Genomic DNA, 17,926 nt, shown 5'->3' on the forward strand with positions numbered 1-17,926 from the left:
CCCAGGTGCGTTGCATTCCGGGACACTTGCGGCATTCTGCAAAAGCAAGGGTTTCCACGATGTCTTCTACCGTTTTAACGCATAACCAACCGGCTGCCATGCCCGGCGCGCTGGTGCTGCTGTTGGCCGCCGGTGCCGGCCTGGCCGCCGCCGCGCTGTACTACAGCCAGCCCATGCTGGGCGTGCTGGGCGGCGAGTTCAACGCCAGCCCCGGTGCCATCGGCCTGGTGCCCACGCTGACCCAGCTGGGCTACGCCCTGGGCCTGCTGCTGCTGGCGCCGCTGGGCGACCGCTTCGACCGCCGCCGCATCATCTTGGGCAAGGCAGCGGTGCTGACCCTGGCCCTGCTGCTGGCCGCCGCCGCGCCCAACATCCAGGTGCTGCTGGTCGCCAGCCTGGTGATCGGCCTGTCGGCCACCCTGGCGCAGGACATCGTGCCCGCCGCCGCCACGCTGGCACCCGAGGCGCACCGCGGCAAAACCGTGGGCACGGTGATGACCGGGCTGTTGCTGGGCATTCTGCTGTCGCGCGTGGTGTCCGGCTTTGTGGCCGAGCACGCGGGCTGGCGCGGCATGTTCGTGGTGGCGGCCAGCAGCGTGGCCCTGCTGGGTGTGGCGGTGTGGCGCAGGTTGCCGCGCTTCAAAGCGACCACGCAGATGTCTTACCTGTCGCTGATGGCCAGCCTGTTCACGCTGCTGCAGCGCTACACGCCGCTGCGCCGGGCCGCCCTGGCCCAGGGCCTGCTGAGTGTGGCCTTTAGCGCCTTCTGGTCCACGCTGGCGGTGATGCTGCATGCCGCGCCCTTCCATCTGGGCAGCGCTGCCGCCGGGGCTTTTGGCCTAGCCGGTGCGGCTGGTGCGCTGGCCGCGCCGCTGGCCGGCCGGGTGGCCGACCGCAAGGGCCCCGAGGTGGTGACGCGTTTGGGTGCGGCCCTGGTGGTGGCGTCCTTCCTGGCCATGGCCGTCGGCGAAATCGGTGGCAGTGGCCCGCTGTGGCTGATTGCCGTGGGGGCGGTGGTGTTCGACCTGGGCGTGCAAGCCAGCTTGATCGCCCACCAGACCATCGTCTACAGCCTGGAGCCCGCTGCCCGCAGCCGCCTGAATGCGGTGCTGATGAGCAGCATGTTTATCGGCATGGCCAGCGGCGCCTGGCTGGGCAGCCTGGCCCTGGGCCAGTACGGCTGGCAGGGTGTGTGCGGTTTGGCGGCCATGGCGGCTAGCGCGGCGTTGGTGGTCCGCCTGTGGCCAGGTATGAAAAAGGCGGTTTGAGCAGATATATTCTGCGCTGACAGCTCTTTATTTAATAGCAAAATGGCCCGTCTCTCAGGCCCATCATCTGGCAAATGTTACAGTGCTACTGATAGATCGGTCATTAGCAGGCCGCATCTGACCAGGAACCAGAACGGATGACCCAGAGACAAGCCCCCGATCTGCCGCCCACCGCCGCGGCAGACCTGCCCGCCAAGCCCAAGCGTGTACGTCTGATGCCCGAGGTGCGCCGCCAGCAGATACTGGATGCGGCGTTGGTCGAGTTCGGCGCGCTGGGCTTCACGGCGGCCAGCATTTCCAAGATTGCCGCGCGCGCCGGCACGTCCAAGGCCAATCTGTACGTGCACTTTGCCAATAAGGACGAAATCTTCGAATCCCTGCTCAAGGTCCTGCTGGTGCCCACCAACAGTATCTGGAGACCTATGCAGCCGGGCCAGGACATGCAGGCCTCGATAGACACCTATGTGGACGAGTTGTTCGGCGGGCTGACGCCGCAGTCCATGGCCATCATGCGCCTGCTGATTGCCGAGAGCCACCGCATCCCGGCCCTGGCCAACCGCTGGTACGAGCAGACTATCGTTCCTACCAAGGTCGTGCAGCAGCAACACATTGACGCGTATGTGGCCGCAGGCCAGCTGCGCAAGACGCCGCTGAGCGACTACTTCGGCTTCGCCATGGCGCCGGTGCTGTATGCCGCCATCATGCAGATGGTGTTTGGCGGGGAGATTGCCGAGAGCGAGTCGCACAAGGCCAAGGAAACCCTGCGCAAGCTGCTGCACATGATGCTGCCGCCGGTGGCCGCCAGCTAGTCCTGCATCGTGCCGCTACGGCCGTAGCGGCACGATGCGGTCGCCTGGCATGGCCACACAGTCTGGCGCGGCGGCCGTCCAGCCGCGGTGCACCACGGCGTTCTGGCCGTCGTGGCAAATCTCCACGCGCTGGCTGTCTGGCAGGCGTTGGTGCACAAAGTTCTCCACCGATGCGGGCAGGCTGATCTGCAGCGCCAGCGCGTAGCGGTCGTCTGCCGGGTGGTCGTCCACATGCAGCAGGGGTATGAAGTTGGCTGCAAACATTTGCCAGTGTGTGACGCGTACCGGCTCTGGCGCGTAATGCGCCTCGGCCAGCCAACGCTGGGCGCGGCCGCGCAGCTTGTCGCCCTGGGGCAGATCGCCCCAAGCGGCGGCCAGCAGCTCCACCAGCCACTGGTTGCAGTTCTGGTAGCGCAGCCCGTAGGCATAGGCGCTGGCGCTGTAGTGGCTGGCCAGCAGGCCCAGCGCACGGCCGTCGTCCAGCGCGGCCTGTTTGAGCTGGGCGGCGGCCGTCGGCGGTAGCGTCACCATCGAGATATAGCCGCGCGCCGGGTTGTCCGTGCCCACCACAAAGCCGGCTAGGCCCTGGTCGTAGATACGGGGGCGGCTCTCGTCGCAGGCGTAGTAGAGCTGCCGCACGGTCCAGCTACTGCCCTGGCCCTTCCAGGCCACCGCGGCATGCGAATAGCGGATCTGGAATTGCGACAGGTTCAGCCCCGAGCGGCTGATCAGCACGGCGCCAGCATCGTCGCCCATGCCGCTGCCACCACTGCCCACACCCAGGTTAGACAGCGCATCGCGCACCACGGCGCTGAAGCGCAGCAGCCGGTCCTGCTCTGCGGCGGTGAGCGCGGCGGTGCGGTCGCAGAACCGCGATGCCGCGGAAGCGCCGGAGGCCGCCTGTGCAGCGGGCATCCACAGCCCTGCTGCGGCGGCCAGTGCAATGGCCGCCCAAGCGGATGGCGTCACAGCTGCGTCACGGGGCGTGCAGCCAGCTCGCCGTGCCAGTCGTCGGCCAGCACCAGGTAGAACGGCTCGTGCGCGTCGGCGCGGGCGAACGCAAAGCCATAGGCTGGGCGTTCCACGCGGACCACGTCGCCGACCTGCAGCGCTTGCGCCTGGAAGACGGCCTCTGGCAGGTTCAGTGCCAGTGTCTGCTCCGATGCGTCGGTGCGCATCTTCACCCGGAGCAGGCCATTGCCGCCCGGGGCCTGTGCCACCTCGGTGATGCGGTAGTCGCCAGCGGCGGTTTTCTCCTTGTGCGACGAGCTATCGCTGGAGCCGTCCAGCGAGTTCGAGATGCTGGCGCTGGAGGTGGATGCCGCGCTGGACGCGGAGGAGGTAAAGCTTTCCGCATAGACCGTGCCGGCCAGGCCCCAGCCCAGGCCTATGCCCAGTGCCAGGATGGCGCCGGTCAGCGGGAGAGGGGCGGGCTGTTGATGGATTTTCATAGCGTGTTCCTTGGTTAGTGAACGATTGGTCGTTAGTAATGTACCATTGATACCGATCGATCGTTCATTAACTAAGGAATCACCATGCACACACCACGCACCCTGGCTTCATCCCTGGCTACCTCGGCCCTTGTTCTGGCCGGCGCTCTGCTGGCCACGGGCTGTGCCGTTACCCGGACGCCGGCCTACACCGGCCTGGCCTCTGCCCCGCAGATGCAGCCCAATGCGCAAGATGACGCCGAGCAAAGGCCGTATGTCTACCGCTCCGCCGTCAACTGGAATGACTACAAGGCGGTACTGGTAGAGCCGGTGTCGGTCTATGACGGCGCCGACAACCAGTTCGGCGACCTGCCCCAGGCCGACAGGCACGAACTTGCCCAGTACATGTCGACCGAGTTCAACAAGCAGCTGGCCAAGCGCTTCAGCCTCAGCCGCACGGCGGCGCCGGGCGCTTTGCGCCTGAAGCTGACGCTGACCGGCGCCACGACGAATACCCCCGTGGTGTCCACCTTCACCCGCTTTGATCTGTTTGGCCTGCCCTATAACGCCGTGCAGTCCGCACGCGGCAAAGAGGGCATCTTCATGGGCTCGGTCAGCTATTCCGTGGAGATCTACGACGCCATGAGCAACCGCCTGGTCCAGGCTTTTGTGGCCAAGCAGCACCCCAACGCCATGAACGTGGCCGCCACCGTGGGTGCCCTCAGCGCGGCCAAGACCGGCATCGAGATAGGCGCCGAGCAACTGCTGCGCGATTTGCAATAAAGAGGCCTCTGGCGCAGGTAGAACGTGCGCAGACCGCTACTATTTTGATAGTATGGCGGGCATGACGGATTGCGCTTTCTCCCTTCTGGCCAGTCACGCAGACGCGGCTGGCCTGCCATCCTTCGGCCAACGGCTCAGGCGCCTGCGCCGCAGCAAGGCCCTGAAGCAGGACGCGGTCGCCCGGCTGGCCGGCGTGAACCAGGCCACTGTGTCGCGCTGGGAGGCGGGCGCGCTGCAACCGTCCGCGCGGGCCATGCGGGCCGTGTTGCAGCTGCTGGCCAGCCTGCCCACGCAGGACGCCGCCTTGCAGCGCCTGGTGCAGCACTGCAGCCAGCCTGCGCATCTGGTTACCGATGTGGACCACCGGCTGCTGGCCGCGTCCTTGCCGCGCCAGCAGATTTGGGGCGTCTCAGCGCATAGCTTGCTGCACACCTCGCTGTGGCGCTTTGCCACCGACGACATCGCTGCCGCCGAGGCCAGTTTGGCCGCCAGCGGCTGGTGGGAACAGGAGGCTCCCGCGCCCGTCACCGTGCAGGTGCGCACCGCCCGCACCGAGGGCCTGCAGATACGCCCCAGCACCATGCTGTGGGAGCGGGTGTGGCTGGCCAACGGCGTGCCTGCGCGGCTGTGCACCACGCTGACTTGCCACGCATAACTTATGCGTTGACGCCCCGGGCGGGCGCCGCCAACATCGGGCGATGTTGAATCCCCCCATGCTTTCCATCCCCTGGCCCCGCGTCATCACCCTCTGGCTGTGTGGTGTGTTGGCGGCCATGCAGTTTTCCAAGGTCTCGTTTGCCTTCCAGGCCCTGCAGGTGGCCTACGGAGCCACGCCGGCGGCCATGGGCTGGATCTTGTCCACCGTGGGCATGGTCGGCCTGGTGTTTGGCGTCACCGTGGGCCTGCTGGCGCCGGCCCTGGGCTACCGGCGCCTGCTGCTGCTGGGCATGGGTCTGGGTGCGGCCCTGGCCGGCCTGCAATCCCTGGCGCCGCCGTTTGCCCTGCTGTGGTTGACGCGGCTGTTGGAAGGCGTGTCACAGCTGGCGGTGGTGGTGGCCGCGCCCACGCTGATCATGCAGCACAGCGCGCCACGGCATCGTGCCATTGCCATGGGGCTATGGAGCACGTTTGTGGGCGTGGCGTTTGCGCTGACGGCGGCCGGCGGCGGCTGGGTGCTGGCGCAGTTCCAGCTCAGCGGGTTGCTGCTGACCCATGCCATCGGCATGGCCGTGATGTTTGTCGCCGTGCTGTGCATGCTGCCGCCGGATGGCCCGGCCCAGCCCTGGCCACGCCTGGCCGACTTGCCGCAGCTGCACGCGCGCATTTACAGCCAGTGGGCTACGGCGTTGCCGGGCTGCTGTTTCTTTTTCTACACCGTTACTGCACTGGCTCTGTTGACTTTCATTCCGCAGCAGGCCGGGGCGGACCGGCCTTGGCTGGCCGTAGTGCTGCCCCTGGTGAGCATTGCCGGCACGTTTTCGGCGGGCTGGCTGGCGCAGTCGGTGCTGGCGCCGGCCTGGTTGGTACGTGCCGCGTTTGCCGGTGTGGCCTTGGCCGGGTTGGCCCTGGGTGGCTGCCTGGGCATGGCCTGGCCCATCGCGCCGATGGCCCTGCTGCTGGTGTACGTGGTGGGCCTGGCGGGTGGGGCCTCGTTCGCGCTGATTCCGAGCCTGAGCCAGGTGCCAGCGGTGCAGGCCCGCGCCACCGGCGCTGTGGCCCAGATGGGCAACCTGGGCTCTACCCTGGGCCCGCCGGTGTTTGCCTACGCCATTGCCAATTTAGGCGGCGTGGGCATGGTGCTGCCGGTGCTGGTGTTTGCGCTGCTGGGATTGTGTTTGGCCACAGTAGGTGTGCACCGCTACCAACGGTCGATTTCAATCTGAAGCCGGGGACGATGGTGGCGGCATATCTGCCAGCACAGCCCTATTGCGACCCTGGGCCTTGGCGCGGTAGAGAGCCTGGTCGGCTTGTTTCAACAAGTCTTCTGGTGACAGCCCCTCCGCAGGGGCCATGACTGCCACGCCGATGCTCGCCGTAACGTAGCCGAAGGGCGATTCAGCATGTGGCAGCGCCATTTTCTCAAGCGCGTGGCATAGGGCCTGGGCATGCTGCAGTGCTTTGTCAGGATGGACTGTGGTGGCGATCAGCACAAACTCCTCCCCGCCGTAGCGGGCCACTATATCGCCCGCCCGCAGGGCGTGGGCTTCCAGTATTTGGGCAACGCTGCGCAGGCAATCGTCACCTGTCTGGTGTCCGTAGTGGTCGTTGTATTTTTTGAACCAGTCCACATCGATCATCGCCAGCGACAAAAGTGCCCCCGAACGCTGGGCTCGCCGCCATTCGCTGTCCAAAGCTTCATCGAAATGGCGGCGGTTGGCAATACCGGTCAGTCCATCAGTGGAGCTCAGTGCGATCAACTTGCGATTGGCTTCCTCCAGCGCGGCGGTGCGGTCCTGTACCTTGATTTCCAGCTGTTCATGCGCGTCCTGGATGCGTTCTGCCATGCTCGCAAAGTCCCTGGCTAGTTCGCCGATTTCGTCGTTGAACTGGATCGGCAGGACGTCCCGGTCCAAGCGCTCTTTGGATACACCGACCCGTCGCGTTGCATGCATCAGGCGAGACAGTGGAATGGCTACCTGCTTTTGCAAAATGGAGCGAAGGACAAAAATTTCAACCAGCAGTGTGAGCAGTCCGAGGGCGATCACGATGACCAGGTTGTCAAGAATGGCCGCGCTCATCAGCGCCCTTGGATAGTGGACGGCGAGCACCCAGGGCGTTCCTGGGATGATGCCCATCGCAATGATGTCGTCATGCTCTTGCACGATCGTTGCCTTGCCAGGGAGCAACGATGGAATGGCGCTCAACAGCGGGTAGTCGTGGGCCATTTTGAGCGACTGGATGGACGCTTTGCCCTCGCTGCTTTTGACTTGCTCCATGACGCTGGGGTGGTAGAGCAGTGTGCCTTCGCGGTCTGCCATCAGGATGGTGCTGTAGGCGCCCTGCATGACGGGCTTGGCGGTGCGTTTCATGAGTTCGTCCAACAGCACATCGACGCAGGCCAGGATGTGGTGCTTGCCAGACGCATCGGCCACGTCGGGCGTGGCGATGGTGGTCATCCAGGCATTGTTGGAGGGGTCCCAGTAAATGCGGGTAAACAATGTGCTGTTGCTCGGTGAACCAAAGCCACGCTCGTAGAACTCAAAGGTTTCAAGCTTGAGAGCATCCGGGCCTGAGTAGGTAAACACCTTGGAGATGTCGGCGTCCTGGTAGATGGGAAAGCCTTTTTCAGGCACCACGCCGTAAAAATTGAACAGCCGGCCCTTGGTGCTGGAGCCGTATTTGTGAGACAGCATGTATGACAGCGTAAACCGTGCTTTGGTGTCGTCGTTGGGCGGTGTGTCGGGTGCATAGGTTGCCGACATGCCGGCGAAGCGGCGGCCATCGGCCAGCGCTTGACCTTCGAACAGCATCGGACGCTGCGTATAGGAGCCGTCCTCATGGCGGTAGAAAATTTGGTCGAAGTCACGCGCCAGAGTGGCATTCATGCCCGGCCGGTCACGGATAAGCTTGAATTCATCCAGAAAATTTTGTTGCAAATTCTGGATTTCTTGAAACGGCAATGACTCTCTTTGCAATGTTTGCTCGGTGGACAAAAACAGCTGTCTGGTAACAGACTGCTCAATCGAGGACAGGTTGACAAAATAGGAAATCGCGCCAGCGCATAGTGAGACCAGGCCGATACGCAATAAAGCCAGCCGGAGGGCACGCGAGGCGAGCGAGCCCCGACGGGATACGAAACCAGGGTCTTGTTGTGTCATCTATCGATTTCCTGTCTAAGCAGTTTGTGGGTCATCTCAAGCCATGAGGGGCGGTGTTGCCGGCAGTGCGGCGTTGTTGCGATGGGTGCTGTGCGCCAGCAGGTATTCGACGCAGGCCGCGGCAGGCAGCGGCGGGCTGTACAGATAGCCTTGGAAAACGTTGCAACCCAATGTCTCCAACACATCGCGCTGTTCCATGGTTTCCACGAACTCTGCCACCACTTCGACCTGCCGCGAACGCCCCAGCGCGCCAATTGAGCGAATGATGTCGCAGCTTGTGGGATTGGTCAGCACATCGCGGGTCAGCGATCCATCGATCTTGATGGCATGGATGTGGAAGCGCCGCATGTGCAGTAGCGATGAATAGCCCATGCCGAAGTCGTCCATGGCGAGAGAAACGCCGGTGGAGACGATCTGAGCCAGGTTCTGGTCCACTACCTTGTGAACCGGGATGGATTGGCTCTCGGTGATCTCTAGCTCAATTTCGTTCGGGGCCAACCGGTACCGCTTTAGGCAGTGGGCGATCAACTCCGGTAGCTGGGGGTCGTTGAGCTGGAACGGCGAGACATTGATTGCCATCGTGATGTGCGACAGGCCGACCGTATTCCAATGCGCCTTTCGTGCGCAAGCCTCTTCCAGTACCCAGGCGCCGAGGCGCCGGATGAGTCCCCCGTCTTCGGCCAGCGTCACGGCTACATCGGCGCGGATCGGCCCATGGCGTCCATGTGTCCAGCGCAGCAATGCTTCCATGCTGACCGCCGCGCCGCTGCAATCATGCTTGGGCTGGAATGCCAGCGTAACGGCTGGCGTGCCCAGGTCGCGCGTCAGGGTAAGAAGTAGGCCCCGGGCAATCAGGCCCACCTGGTCGTTGCGTTGTACCGAGCGCAAATATTGCCTGCTTTGGGAAACGATGACTTGGGTGGCTGTGTCGAAAGTTTCCGCCTGGTCGCGCACCCTGCGTGCGTCGGCTTGGCGCACGAAGGGCAGGTAGATCAGCGTGCTCACCAGCAGGCCCACCGCCTGCAAAGCCGCGCCGCGCCAGGAGTCGGTGAGCAGGTAGCCCGACAGCAGCGGCGGTGTTGTCCAGGGTATGGCGATGTTGTGCATTTGCACGAGGCCGGTGTGTACTGCCGTCAGCGCCAGTCCGGTCAGTGCCAGTGGTGCCAGCAAAAAAGGTCGCAGGAATATCGGGTTGAGCGCAATTGGCAGCCCAAAAATCAGAAGTTCGTTGATGTTGAAGAGTGACGGCAGCAGAGACACCAAGCCCAGCCGCTGGAACGGACTCTTACGTCGGGACACCAGCAGGGCCAGAATGAGGCCCAATGTGGCACCGGATCCGCCCATATGTACGAATATGTCGATAAGTGGGCGCCAGGCTAGCGCTGGTGTGTATGCGGAACCTGCTACGCCGAAGAGTGCCTGCGCCTGCTGGTCCAATACTTTGCCGCCATGGATGCCAAAAAACCAAAGGAGTTGGTTGAATAGCACTGCGCCGCTGTTAAGCAGCCAATCCGCATCCATCCAGGCGTTGATCGCCGGAGGCAGTACGGCCAACCAGTGCATTCCCAGGGGCGGCAAGGCTGCTTGCACCTCAGCCGCCAGTACCACGGTGAGGCTGACGATCATCAATGGTGGCGTCATGCGCACGGCATAGTAGAAGGTTGGATCGCTGTCATAGGCAGGAGATATCCGGCGCAATGCAGGCAGGGCGGCCAGTAGGCGCAACAATTCGGGCGTCACCAGTCCGATCACGATGCCCAGTAGCATTGAGTCATGCCCCAGCACGGCAAGGGACGGTGTGCTGCTGAGCATCACATACAGCATGAAGTTCATCAGCGTGGCAACGCCCGTCCAGGTTTGCGGCAGTGCTTCTTCCCCTTCGCGTACGGGCAGTCGGCGTGCCAGCTGCATGCTGAGCACCACCGCTAGCGCGAGACCGAAGACGCCACTGGTGGCATTGACCACGCTTTGGGTAGCCGCCTGCCATCCCGGACCGAGGATCGGATCTATCAGGCGATGTATGGCAGGGAAGGGGAGGTTGCCCAGCAGGGTTGCGGCAACCCCGAAAAATGTGAGTGGCAGCAGCACTACAAAACTGTCCCGTACCGCGACCGTCCAGAGCGTCAAGCGGGAGCGCAGCTTCCGCGGCAATGCGGATATTGCAGCCACCACGCTACCCAGCAGGGAAGCAGATGACTGCATTGAGAGCAAGGATCGCCATGGTGGTGGTTGGAGGTGCATGACGTCTTGTATTCGCAACTTACGTTACTGGCGGAAGTGTCTGACGCCAAACACAAATTGATACATGGTATGCCATGTGGTAACGATGTGGCGAGCTGCTGCGTCCTAACAAAACGGGTTGCGTGAAATTTGTCAAATCTGTGATACTGTGTTTTTGAACAGCCTTCGGCTATAGTCCCGGCATGGCCAAAGAAAAAACCATCTACACCTGCAACGAGTGCGGCGGCACCACGCCCAAATGGCTGGGCAAGTGCCCGCACTGCCAGGCCTGGAACACGCTGATCGAATCCATCGCCGAGCCGGCCGCGTCCAGCAAGAACAACCGCTTCGCCGCACTCGCCAAGACCGCCGAAGTGATGGCCCTGGCCGACATCGAGGCCAGCGACTTCGAGCGCACGCCCACCGGCCTGGATGAGCTGGACCGGGTGCTGGGCGGCGGCATCGTCGAAGGCGGCGTGGTGCTGATCGGCGGCGACCCGGGCATCGGCAAATCCACCTTGCTGCTGCAGGCGCTGGACGCCTTGCAGCGCTCGGGCCAGAAGACGCTGTACGTGACAGGCGAGGAGAGCGGCGCCCAGGTGGCACTGCGTTCGCGGCGTCTGGGCATCGTCAACAGCCAGGTGCAGGTGCTGGCCGAGATCCAGCTGGAGAAGATCCTCGCCACCCTGCAAACCCACCGGCCGCAGATCGCGGTGATCGACTCGATCCAGACCGTGTATTCGGACCAGCTGACTTCCGCCCCCGGTTCGGTGGCCCAGGTACGCGAATGCGCAGCGCATCTGACGCGCGCCGCCAAGTCCAGCGGCGTGGCCATCGTGCTGGTCGGCCATGTGACCAAAGAGGGCGCTCTCGCCGGCCCGCGCGTGCTGGAGCATATGGTGGACACGGTGCTGTACTTCGAGGGCGACACCCACAGCAGCTTCCGCCTGGTACGGGCCATCAAGAACCGCTTTGGCGCGGTCAACGAGATCGGCGTTTTCGCCATGACCGAGCACGGCCTGAAGGGCGTGAGCAACCCCAGCGCCATCTTCCTCAGCCAGCACCCCGAGCCGGTGCCCGGCAGCTGCGTGATGGTGACGCTGGAAGGCACGCGGCCGCTGCTGGTGGAGATCCAGGCGCTGGTCGACAGCGGCGGGCCGAGTCCACGCCGCCTCAGCGTGGGCCTGGACAAAGATCGCCTGGCCATGCTGCTGGCCGTGCTGCACCGTCACGCCGGCGTGGCCTGCATGGACCAGGATGTGTTCGTCAACGCCGTGGGCGGCGTGCGCATCAACGAGCCCGCAGCCGACCTGGCCGTGCTGCTGGCCATTACCTCCAGCCTGCGTGGCAAGGCGCTGCCCAAGGGCTTTATCGCTTTCGGCGAGATCGGCCTGGCCGGCGAGGTACGCCCCGCGCCGCGCGGCCAGGAGCGCCTGAAAGAAGCCGCCAAGCTGGGCTTCAGCGTGGCCATCGTGCCCAAGGCGAATGCGCCGAAGAAGCCCATTGAGGGCCTGACCATCCACGCAGTGGAGCGGGTCGAGCAGGCAATGGAAGTGGTGCGGAGCCTGACATGATGAAACTGGCCGTGCTCTCCGACATCCACGGCAATCTGCTGGCGTTACAGGCCGTGCTGGCCGATGTGGCGCGCCAGGGTGTCGACCAGACCGTGCATCTGGGCGACCTGCTCAGCGGCCCGCTGCAGCCGGCCGAGACCGCCGACCTGCTGATGGCGCAGAACCTACCCATCATCCGTGGCAACCACGAGCGCCAGGTGCTGGCGCTGCTGGACCAAGGCCGGCCGCTGGACCCACTGGACACCGACGGCTATACCGCCGCCCAGCTGCGGCCCGAGCACATCCGCTGGCTGCGCACATTGCCGGCGAGCCTGGCGTTGACGCCGGATGTGCTGTTATGCCACGGCACACCCCATAGTGACCTGGACTACTGGCTGGAGACCACCGAGCCCGGTTTCGGCCAAGGCCATGCCACCGGCCTGCGTGCTGCCACGCAGCTGGAGGTGGCGGCCCGCTTGGGTGGTGTGCCGGCTTCGCTGGTGCTGTGCGGCCACACGCATGTGCCGCGTGCGGTGCAGGTCGGCGATACGCTGGTCGTCAACCCTGGCAGCGTGGGTCTGCAGGCCTACGACGACGTGCACCCGCACCCGCATGTGGTGGAGGTCGGCACGCCGCATGCGCGCTACGCCGTGGTGCAGCGCTGTGCGGCGGGCTGGCGGGTTGATCTGCGCGCTGTGCCTTATGACCACGGGGCCCAGGCCGATCTGGCCGACAGCCGAGGCCGGCCCGACTGGGCTTATGCGTTGCGCACGGGCTGGGCCATGCGTTAGGCCGCTGCTACGGCTTTGCCAGCGTGGCGGGCCACCACCGCCCCCAGCAGCATCAGAGCGCTGGTCGCCAGGAACACCGCGCGCATGCCGATGTGTCCGCCCACCAGGCCACCCAGCAGCGGCCCCGCTACCTGCCCGGCGTACTGTGAGGAGGTGGAATAACCCAGTACGCCACCAGCCACCGCCGCTGGCACGCTGCGTCGGATCACGCTGGCAATGCAGGGCAGCAGGCCGGCCAGCGCCGCGCCCATCAGCAAGCGCAGCACAAGCAGCTGCCAGACATTCGTCACAAAGGCCTGCGGCAGCAGCAACGCGGCCGCCACCAGCAGGCAGCCCACGATGACGCGGTGGTAGCCCACGCGGTCGGCCAGTTTGCCCAGGCGGGGCGCAGCCAGAATGTTCCCCAGTGCGCCGGCTGACATCGCCAGGCCGGCATACCAGGTGACCGCGCCACCGGGGGGCAGCAGCTGCGCCACATATACGGTGATGATGGGTTCCACCGACATATGCGCCAGCGTCAGCAGCAGGCCGGTGAGCAGCATGGCGTAGACCGGGCGGCGATCCGGGATCTGCGCCCACAGGCCCTGGCGCGGCGGGGAAGCTGCTGTGCGCGGCGCGCGCACCGGGCGCTTTTCGTGGACCAGCAAGCAGGTCGCCAAAAAGGCAATGAAGATCACTCCGCCGGCCAGGAAGAAGGTGGCACGTATGCCGATCAGCGGCGGCAGGCTGCCGCCCACCAGGGGGCCCAGCAGATTGCCCGCCATGAAGCCGGAGGACAGCGTGCCCAGCGCCCAGCCGGTGCGTTCCTTGGGCGTCTGTGTGGCCACCAGCACCGTGGAGCCGGACGCGTAGCCGCCCACCAGTCCGGCCAGCAGGCGTAGGCCGACCAGTTGCCAGGCGGTATCGACCACGCCAATCAGCGCCATGGTGATGGCCATGCCCAGGCTGGCGCGGATCAGCATCAGCTTGCGGCCATAGCGGTCGGCCATGCGGCCCCATAACGGCGCTACCAGGCCGGCGCTGAGAAAGGTGGCAGCAAAGGCCAGACCCGACCACTGGGCCAGCGCCGCGTGGCCCTGCACGCCCAGTTGCTCCAGGTACAGCGGCAAAAACGGTAGCAGCAAGGTCATCGCCACGCCGGTGGTGAAAGAGCCAAACAGGCAGACGTACAGGTTGCGTTGCCAGTGCGGAAAGTCGGAGTCGGTGGGTGTGGGTGTGGGTGTGGGTGTGGGTGTGGGGCCGATGGATGCGGGAGGGTTGGCCATTCGGGAAATTCTAGGCAGCACAGGCTAGGCGCGGGTTGCCGCTTGGCGATACCTGCCCCCGTTATTCACGGGGGCATGGCACCTGAAAAGCAGGCACTCAGAACACGTTCGTAGGCGCGAAGCGCCCCCTTAAGTTTTCGATAATCTGCGCTTCCTACCATGGCAACCCATGGAGGACGCAATGCGTACATTCACTTTTTTTAGGCGCTGTCTGGCAGGGGCCAGCCTGGTATTGGCTCCGTGGACCTATGCCACTACGCCGGCTGAACAACTGGCGGGTTACTCTGCACAGGCGGGTGCACCGGCGCAGGCCGCACGCGGACAACAACTGTTCACCACCCGGCATGGCAAGGACTGGACTTGCGCGTCCTGCCACACGGCGTCTCCCACGGTGGAGGGCCAACACGCCAGTACCGGCAAAGCCATTAGTCCACTGGCGCCGGCTTTCAATCCGGCACGTTTTACCGATGCGGCCAAGACCGAAAAATGGTTTCGCCGCAACTGCAATGACGTGTTGGCGCGTGAATGCAGTGCCGCCGAAAAAGCCGATGTACTCGCCTGGTTGATCAGCCTCAAGCGCTGATGCTCAGTCTAGGAGAAACCGCCATGTCTATTTCTTCCATCTTTCGCCGTGCCTCAGGTCCTGTCTTGCTTGCTTTGGTAGGGGCAAGTGCACTGCTGTCCTTTGGTGTCTCAGCGGACTCCCGCGCGCCCGTGCCCGCGCCGCTGCCCAAATTCCAGCAGGAATGCGCGGCCTGCCATATTGCCTATCCGCCCGGCATGCTGCCCGCCGCATCGTGGCGGCATTCAATGGGCGCGCTGGACAAGCATTACGGCGCCGACGCGTCTCTGGACGAGGCCAGCGTGCGTGAGATCAGCACCTGGCTGCAGGCCAATGCCGGTACCTACAAGCGCGTGAGCGAGCCGCCACCGCAAGACCGCATCACCCAGTCGGCCTGGTTTGTGCGCAAACACCGCGAGGTGGATGCGCAAATCTGGAAGCAGGCCGCCGTCAAGAGCGCAGCCAACTGCGCCGCATGCCACAGCGCAGCCGCCAAGGGCAGCTTTCGCGAATCCGAAATTCAATTTCCCAAAGGCCTGGATGCGCGCTTTCGCCGCAACTGGGAAGACTGAAGCACACATCTGAAGCACACACCGAACCCGAAAGCCCACCATGAACGCCATGACTTCTTCGTCTGCCCCCACCGCATCGGGTGGCACCGCACGGCCCCGCACCCGCCTGGTGGTGGATGCGCCCACCCGCGTCTTCCACTGGCTGTTTGCCCTGAGCTTTCTGGGCGCCTATTTGAGCGCCGAGGGCGAGCAATGGCGCATGCTGCACGTGACCCTGGGCTACACCATGGCGGGCTTGCTGGTCTTTCGGGTGTTGTACGGCCTGTTTGGCCCCCGGCAGGCACGTCTGTCCCTTATGCTGCGTAAGCTCGCGGGCCTACCCCAGTGGCTGAGCGGGCTGCTGCAGGCCAAGGAGGTGAACTGGCGTCAGGGCCAGAACCTGGCGATGGCACTGGCGGTGGTCGGCCTGCTGGGGCTGGCCCTGCCCTTGACGCTGTCGGGCTACGCCAGCTATAGCGAATGGGGCAATGGGGGCGATGTACTGGAAGAGCTGCACGAGTTCATGGCCAATGCCTTTTTGGTCCTGGTGCTGGGGCATTTGGCGGTGATCACCGGCCTGAGCGTGTTGCGCCGCAAGAACGTGGCCTCGAACATGTTGACCGGGCGAGTCGAAGGCCCTGGGCTGGACTTGGTGCAGCGCAAGCACCGGCTGCTGGCAGCCTTGCTGCTCAGCGCGGTGTTGGCCTTCTGGGCATGGCAGTGGCAGCAATCGCCCCATGGTTTGATCTATGTCCAGGCATGGGGCCAGCATGGTGGGGACAATGATGACTAAACACTTGGTATCGGTACCCCATGCGCATTCTGTTGGCCGAAGACGACCCTATCCTGGGTGACGGCCTGCGTGCCGGTTTGCGCCAGCTAGGCTTTCAAGTGGACTGGGTGCACGATGGCCTGGCTGCCGAGCGAGAGCTGGCTACCGGCAACTATGCCGCCGCCGTGCTGGACCTGGGCCTGCCGCAGCAGGACGGACTGGCGGTGCTGAAAGCCTTGCGCCAGCGCAGCTGCAACACCCCGGTGCTGGTACTCACTGCCCGCGACGCCGTACCCGACCGCATTTTGGGCCTAGACCTGGGGGCAGATGACTATGTGGTCAAGCCGGTGGACCTGCACGAGCTGGCTGCACGTCTCCGCAGCCTGGTGCGCCGGGCCCATGGGCAGGTGCAGGACCTGTTGCGCTGCGGACCGGTACAGCTGGATCCGGCTGGCCGCCAGGTCATGCTCGACGGCGAGACAGTTACCCTGTCCCAGCGCGAATTCGATTTGCTACATGCGCTGATGCGCAATGCCGGCCGGGTGATGTCCCGCGAGCAGCTGGAGCAGCAGATGTACAGCTGGGGCTATGAAGTAGATAGCAACGCGATCGAGGTGCACATCCACCATCTGCGGCGCAAGCTCGCCCCCGACCTGGTGCAAACCGTGCGAGGCGTGGGCTATACCGTACAGCGCGTTTCGGATTCGGCATGACTTTGCGCCGATTTCCGTCCATGCAGGCCCGCCTGCTGGCGCTGGTGCTGGGCATGGTGGTGTGCGTCTGGCTCGGGGCTGCGGCCTTTACCTGGTTGGATGCGCGCGGTGAGCTGGATGAGCTGCTGGACGGCCATCTGGCCCAGGCAGCCTCCTTGCTGGTAGCGCAGCAGTCTGTGCCAAATGACGACGATGACGTGGTGGACGCGCCTTCGCTGCACAAATACGCCCCCCGGGTAGCATTTCAGGTATTCCATGAAGGGCTGCTGGTGATCCGCTCGGCCAATGCCGGTGAACAGCCCATGTCCACCCTGCGCAAAGGGTTTGAGACCATCCGCCTGGCCGATGGCGAGGAATGGCGGGTATTTGCCACCCGTGGGGTCAAGCACGATGTGCTGGTTTACGTGGCCGAGCGCACCGATGCACGAGCCTCCATTTTGTGGGCTGTGCTGCGCAGCGTATTGCTGCCCCTGTGTTTTGCCCTGCCACTGTTGGCGCTGGCATGCTGGTGGGCGGTGCGGCAAGGCCTGGCGCCCCTGCGGTTGCTAAGCATGGTGTTGGGCCGGCGCCAGCCGCAGGTGCTGGAGCCGGTGGTGCTGCCCGATATGCCCACGGAAATGCAGCCCGTGGTGCAGGCTTTGAATGCCCTGTTTGCGCGCATAGACCGTATGGTGGAGTCCGAGCGCCGCTTTACTGCAGATGCCGCCCACGAGCTGCGCACCCCGATCGCCGCCATCCGTGCCCAGGCCCAGGTGGCGCTAGGAGCTGGAGGCGACGCGGCCCAGTTGCAGCATGCCCTGGGGGCCACGCTGGCCGGCTGCGACCGCGCCACCCGTTTGGTGGAGCAGCTATTGACCTTGGCCCGGCTGGAGGCCTCGCCGACGGCCAGCCAGAGCCAGGTGGACCTGGGTGCCGTGGTGCGCGGCGTGGCCGCCGACCTGGCGCCCGCCGCCCTGCAGCGCCAACAGGTGCTGGAACTGGATGCGCAGGCGGTGGCTCCGGTCGTTGGCGATGGCCTGCTGCTGGGTGTGCTAGCGCGCAATCTCATCGACAACGCCCTGCGCTACAGCCCGCCTGGCGCTGCCATTCACCTGGCGGTACAGCCGCAGGATGGCCAAGTGCAGCTGCGGGTGGAGGACAGCGGCCCCGGTATGTCGCAGGCCGATGCCACCCGGCTGGGCGAGCGTTTTTTTCGCGTGTTGGGCCAGGACCAACCCGGTAGCGGTCTGGGCTGGTCTATCGTGCAGCGTATTGCCGATGTATCGGGTGCGCAAATCCATGTGGGGCGCTCCGAAGCGCTGGGCGGGTTGGCGGTAACGGTGTGCTGGCCGCTCGTCGGCATTTGACTAGACCGTAAAATCGCTCCCCATTCCCCACAAGAACTTCTTAGG

At 64.6% G+C, this 17,926-nt stretch carries 17 protein-coding genes; 12 read left to right on the plus strand and 5 right to left on the minus strand.

Features of this window, described 5'->3' with window-relative positions:
• Positions 1 to 59 precede the first annotated feature (59 nt).
• Both AC07O2_RS20045 and AC07O2_RS20050 read left to right on the plus strand, forming a co-directional pair.
• Positions 60 to 1,268, plus strand: a complete 1,209-nt coding sequence (locus AC07O2_RS20045; protein WP_495234133.1) for an MFS transporter — start codon at positions 60 to 62, stop codon at positions 1,266 to 1,268.
• Between the two features lie 137 nt (positions 1,269 to 1,405).
• Complete coding sequence (locus AC07O2_RS20050) at positions 1,406 to 2,077, plus strand: TetR/AcrR family transcriptional regulator (protein WP_495234134.1); 672 nt, start codon at positions 1,406 to 1,408, stop codon at positions 2,075 to 2,077.
• Positions 2,078 to 2,092: 15 nt separating this feature from the next.
• On the opposite strand, the gene AC07O2_RS20055 is transcribed toward AC07O2_RS20050, so the two are convergent.
• Both AC07O2_RS20055 and AC07O2_RS20060 read right to left on the minus strand, forming a co-directional pair.
• The gene (locus AC07O2_RS20055) at positions 2,093 to 3,046 is read right to left on the minus strand and encodes a DUF2145 domain-containing protein (protein WP_495234135.1); all 954 of its coding nucleotides are present in this window, start codon (positions 3,044 to 3,046) and stop codon (positions 2,093 to 2,095) included.
• Positions 3,043 to 3,528, minus strand: a complete 486-nt coding sequence (locus tag AC07O2_RS20060) for a hypothetical protein (RefSeq protein WP_495099767.1) — start codon at positions 3,526 to 3,528, stop codon at positions 3,043 to 3,045. The genes AC07O2_RS20055 and AC07O2_RS20060 overlap by 4 nt, the downstream gene beginning before the upstream one ends.
• Before the next feature lie 84 nt (positions 3,529 to 3,612).
• On the opposite strand from AC07O2_RS20060, the gene AC07O2_RS20065 reads away from it, so the two are divergent.
• The 3 genes from AC07O2_RS20065 (at position 3,613) to AC07O2_RS20075 (ending at position 6,173) form a co-directional block, all read left to right on the plus strand.
• Positions 3,613 to 4,290, plus strand: coding sequence for a DUF3313 domain-containing protein (locus tag AC07O2_RS20065; protein ID WP_495234136.1), 678 nt, complete (start codon positions 3,613 to 3,615; stop codon positions 4,288 to 4,290).
• Positions 4,291 to 4,351: 61 nt separating this feature from the next.
• The gene (locus tag AC07O2_RS20070; protein ID WP_495234137.1) at positions 4,352 to 4,945 is read left to right on the plus strand and encodes a helix-turn-helix domain-containing protein; all 594 of its coding nucleotides are present in this window, start codon (positions 4,352 to 4,354) and stop codon (positions 4,943 to 4,945) included.
• A 58-nt stretch (positions 4,946 to 5,003) separates the two neighbouring features.
• Positions 5,004 to 6,173: an MFS transporter gene (locus tag AC07O2_RS20075; RefSeq protein ID WP_495234138.1), complete on the plus strand. Its 1,170-nt coding sequence runs from the start codon at positions 5,004 to 5,006 to the stop codon at positions 6,171 to 6,173.
• Here the strand turns inward: AC07O2_RS20075 and AC07O2_RS20080 are convergent.
• Together AC07O2_RS20080 and AC07O2_RS20085 are read right to left on the minus strand one after the other, a co-directional pair.
• Positions 6,165 to 7,886: a GGDEF domain-containing protein gene (locus tag AC07O2_RS20080; protein WP_495234139.1), complete on the minus strand. Its 1,722-nt coding sequence runs from the start codon at positions 7,884 to 7,886 to the stop codon at positions 6,165 to 6,167. The genes AC07O2_RS20075 and AC07O2_RS20080 overlap by 9 nt on opposite strands.
• A 258-nt stretch (positions 7,887 to 8,144) precedes the next feature.
• Positions 8,145 to 10,235 carry an EAL domain-containing protein gene (locus tag AC07O2_RS20085; protein ID WP_495234140.1) on the minus strand — a complete coding sequence of 697 codons (2,091 nt, stop codon included), beginning with the start codon at positions 10,233 to 10,235 and terminating at the stop codon, positions 8,145 to 8,147.
• A 296-nt stretch (positions 10,236 to 10,531) separates the two neighbouring features.
• Here AC07O2_RS20085 and radA point away from each other — a divergent pair, with 296 nt between their 5' ends.
• Both radA and AC07O2_RS20095 read left to right on the plus strand, forming a co-directional pair.
• A complete protein-coding gene (radA, locus tag AC07O2_RS20090; protein WP_495234141.1) occupies positions 10,532 to 11,902 on the plus strand; it encodes a DNA repair protein RadA in 1,371 nt (456 codons plus the stop codon).
• On the plus strand, positions 11,902 to 12,672 hold the full coding sequence (locus AC07O2_RS20095) for a metallophosphoesterase family protein (RefSeq protein WP_495234193.1): 771 nt from the start codon (positions 11,902 to 11,904) through the stop codon (positions 12,670 to 12,672). Before radA ends, AC07O2_RS20095 begins: the two co-directional genes overlap by 1 nt.
• Here AC07O2_RS20095 and AC07O2_RS20100 read toward each other — a convergent pair.
• Complete coding sequence (locus AC07O2_RS20100) at positions 12,669 to 13,937, minus strand: MFS transporter (RefSeq protein WP_495234142.1); 1,269 nt, start codon at positions 13,935 to 13,937, stop codon at positions 12,669 to 12,671. The two genes, AC07O2_RS20095 and AC07O2_RS20100, sit on opposite strands and share 4 nt — an antisense overlap.
• A gap of 181 nt (positions 13,938 to 14,118) precedes the next feature.
• Here AC07O2_RS20100 and AC07O2_RS20105 point away from each other — a divergent pair, with 181 nt between their 5' ends.
• The 5 genes from AC07O2_RS20105 to AC07O2_RS20125 are packed head-to-tail and all read left to right on the plus strand — an operon-like array spanning position 14,119 to position 17,881.
• A complete protein-coding gene (locus tag AC07O2_RS20105) occupies positions 14,119 to 14,520 on the plus strand; it encodes a DUF1924 domain-containing protein (RefSeq protein WP_495234143.1) in 402 nt (133 codons plus the stop codon).
• Positions 14,521 to 14,543: 23 nt separating this feature from the next.
• Positions 14,544 to 15,071: a diheme cytochrome c gene (locus AC07O2_RS20110; protein ID WP_495234144.1), complete on the plus strand. Its 528-nt coding sequence runs from the start codon at positions 14,544 to 14,546 to the stop codon at positions 15,069 to 15,071.
• Positions 15,072 to 15,111: 40 nt separating this feature from the next.
• A complete protein-coding gene (locus tag AC07O2_RS20115) occupies positions 15,112 to 15,843 on the plus strand; it encodes a cytochrome b/b6 domain-containing protein (protein WP_495234145.1) in 732 nt (243 codons plus the stop codon).
• Between the two features lie 20 nt (positions 15,844 to 15,863).
• On the plus strand, positions 15,864 to 16,535 hold the full coding sequence (locus tag AC07O2_RS20120) for a winged helix-turn-helix domain-containing protein (RefSeq protein WP_495234146.1): 672 nt from the start codon (positions 15,864 to 15,866) through the stop codon (positions 16,533 to 16,535).
• The gene (locus tag AC07O2_RS20125; RefSeq protein WP_495234147.1) at positions 16,532 to 17,881 is read left to right on the plus strand and encodes an ATP-binding protein; all 1,350 of its coding nucleotides are present in this window, start codon (positions 16,532 to 16,534) and stop codon (positions 17,879 to 17,881) included. Before AC07O2_RS20120 ends, AC07O2_RS20125 begins: the two co-directional genes overlap by 4 nt.
• Positions 17,882 to 17,926 lie beyond the last annotated feature (45 nt).

It is taken from the genome of Rhodoferax sp. GW821-FHT10B06, from assembly GCF_059415605.1.

Bases quoted from the DNA above. Each gene is read 5' to 3' on its own strand.
- AC07O2_RS20045 (WP_495234133.1), top strand. From the start codon at position 60: ATGTCTTCTACCGTTTTAACGCATAACCAACCGGCTGCCATGCCCGGC.
- AC07O2_RS20050 (WP_495234134.1), top strand. From the start codon at position 1,406: ATGACCCAGAGACAAGCCCCCGATCTGCCGCCCACCGCCGCGGCAGAC.
- AC07O2_RS20060 (WP_495099767.1), bottom strand. From the start codon at position 3,528: ATGAAAATCCATCAACAGCCCGCCCCTCTCCCGCTGACCGGCGCCATC.
- AC07O2_RS20065 (WP_495234136.1), top strand. From the start codon at position 3,613: ATGCACACACCACGCACCCTGGCTTCATCCCTGGCTACCTCGGCCCTT.
- AC07O2_RS20070 (WP_495234137.1), top strand. From the start codon at position 4,352: ATGACGGATTGCGCTTTCTCCCTTCTGGCCAGTCACGCAGACGCGGCT.
- AC07O2_RS20075 (WP_495234138.1), top strand. From the start codon at position 5,004: ATGCTTTCCATCCCCTGGCCCCGCGTCATCACCCTCTGGCTGTGTGGT.
- radA (WP_495234141.1), top strand. From the start codon at position 10,532: ATGGCCAAAGAAAAAACCATCTACACCTGCAACGAGTGCGGCGGCACC.
- AC07O2_RS20095 (WP_495234193.1), top strand. From the start codon at position 11,902: ATGAAACTGGCCGTGCTCTCCGACATCCACGGCAATCTGCTGGCGTTA.
- AC07O2_RS20100 (WP_495234142.1), bottom strand. From the start codon at position 13,937: ATGGCCAACCCTCCCGCATCCATCGGCCCCACACCCACACCCACACCC.
- AC07O2_RS20105 (WP_495234143.1), top strand. From the start codon at position 14,119: ATGCGTACATTCACTTTTTTTAGGCGCTGTCTGGCAGGGGCCAGCCTG.
- AC07O2_RS20110 (WP_495234144.1), top strand. From the start codon at position 14,544: ATGTCTATTTCTTCCATCTTTCGCCGTGCCTCAGGTCCTGTCTTGCTT.
- AC07O2_RS20115 (WP_495234145.1), top strand. From the start codon at position 15,112: ATGAACGCCATGACTTCTTCGTCTGCCCCCACCGCATCGGGTGGCACC.
- AC07O2_RS20120 (WP_495234146.1), top strand. From the start codon at position 15,864: ATGCGCATTCTGTTGGCCGAAGACGACCCTATCCTGGGTGACGGCCTG.
- AC07O2_RS20125 (WP_495234147.1), top strand. From the start codon at position 16,532: ATGACTTTGCGCCGATTTCCGTCCATGCAGGCCCGCCTGCTGGCGCTG.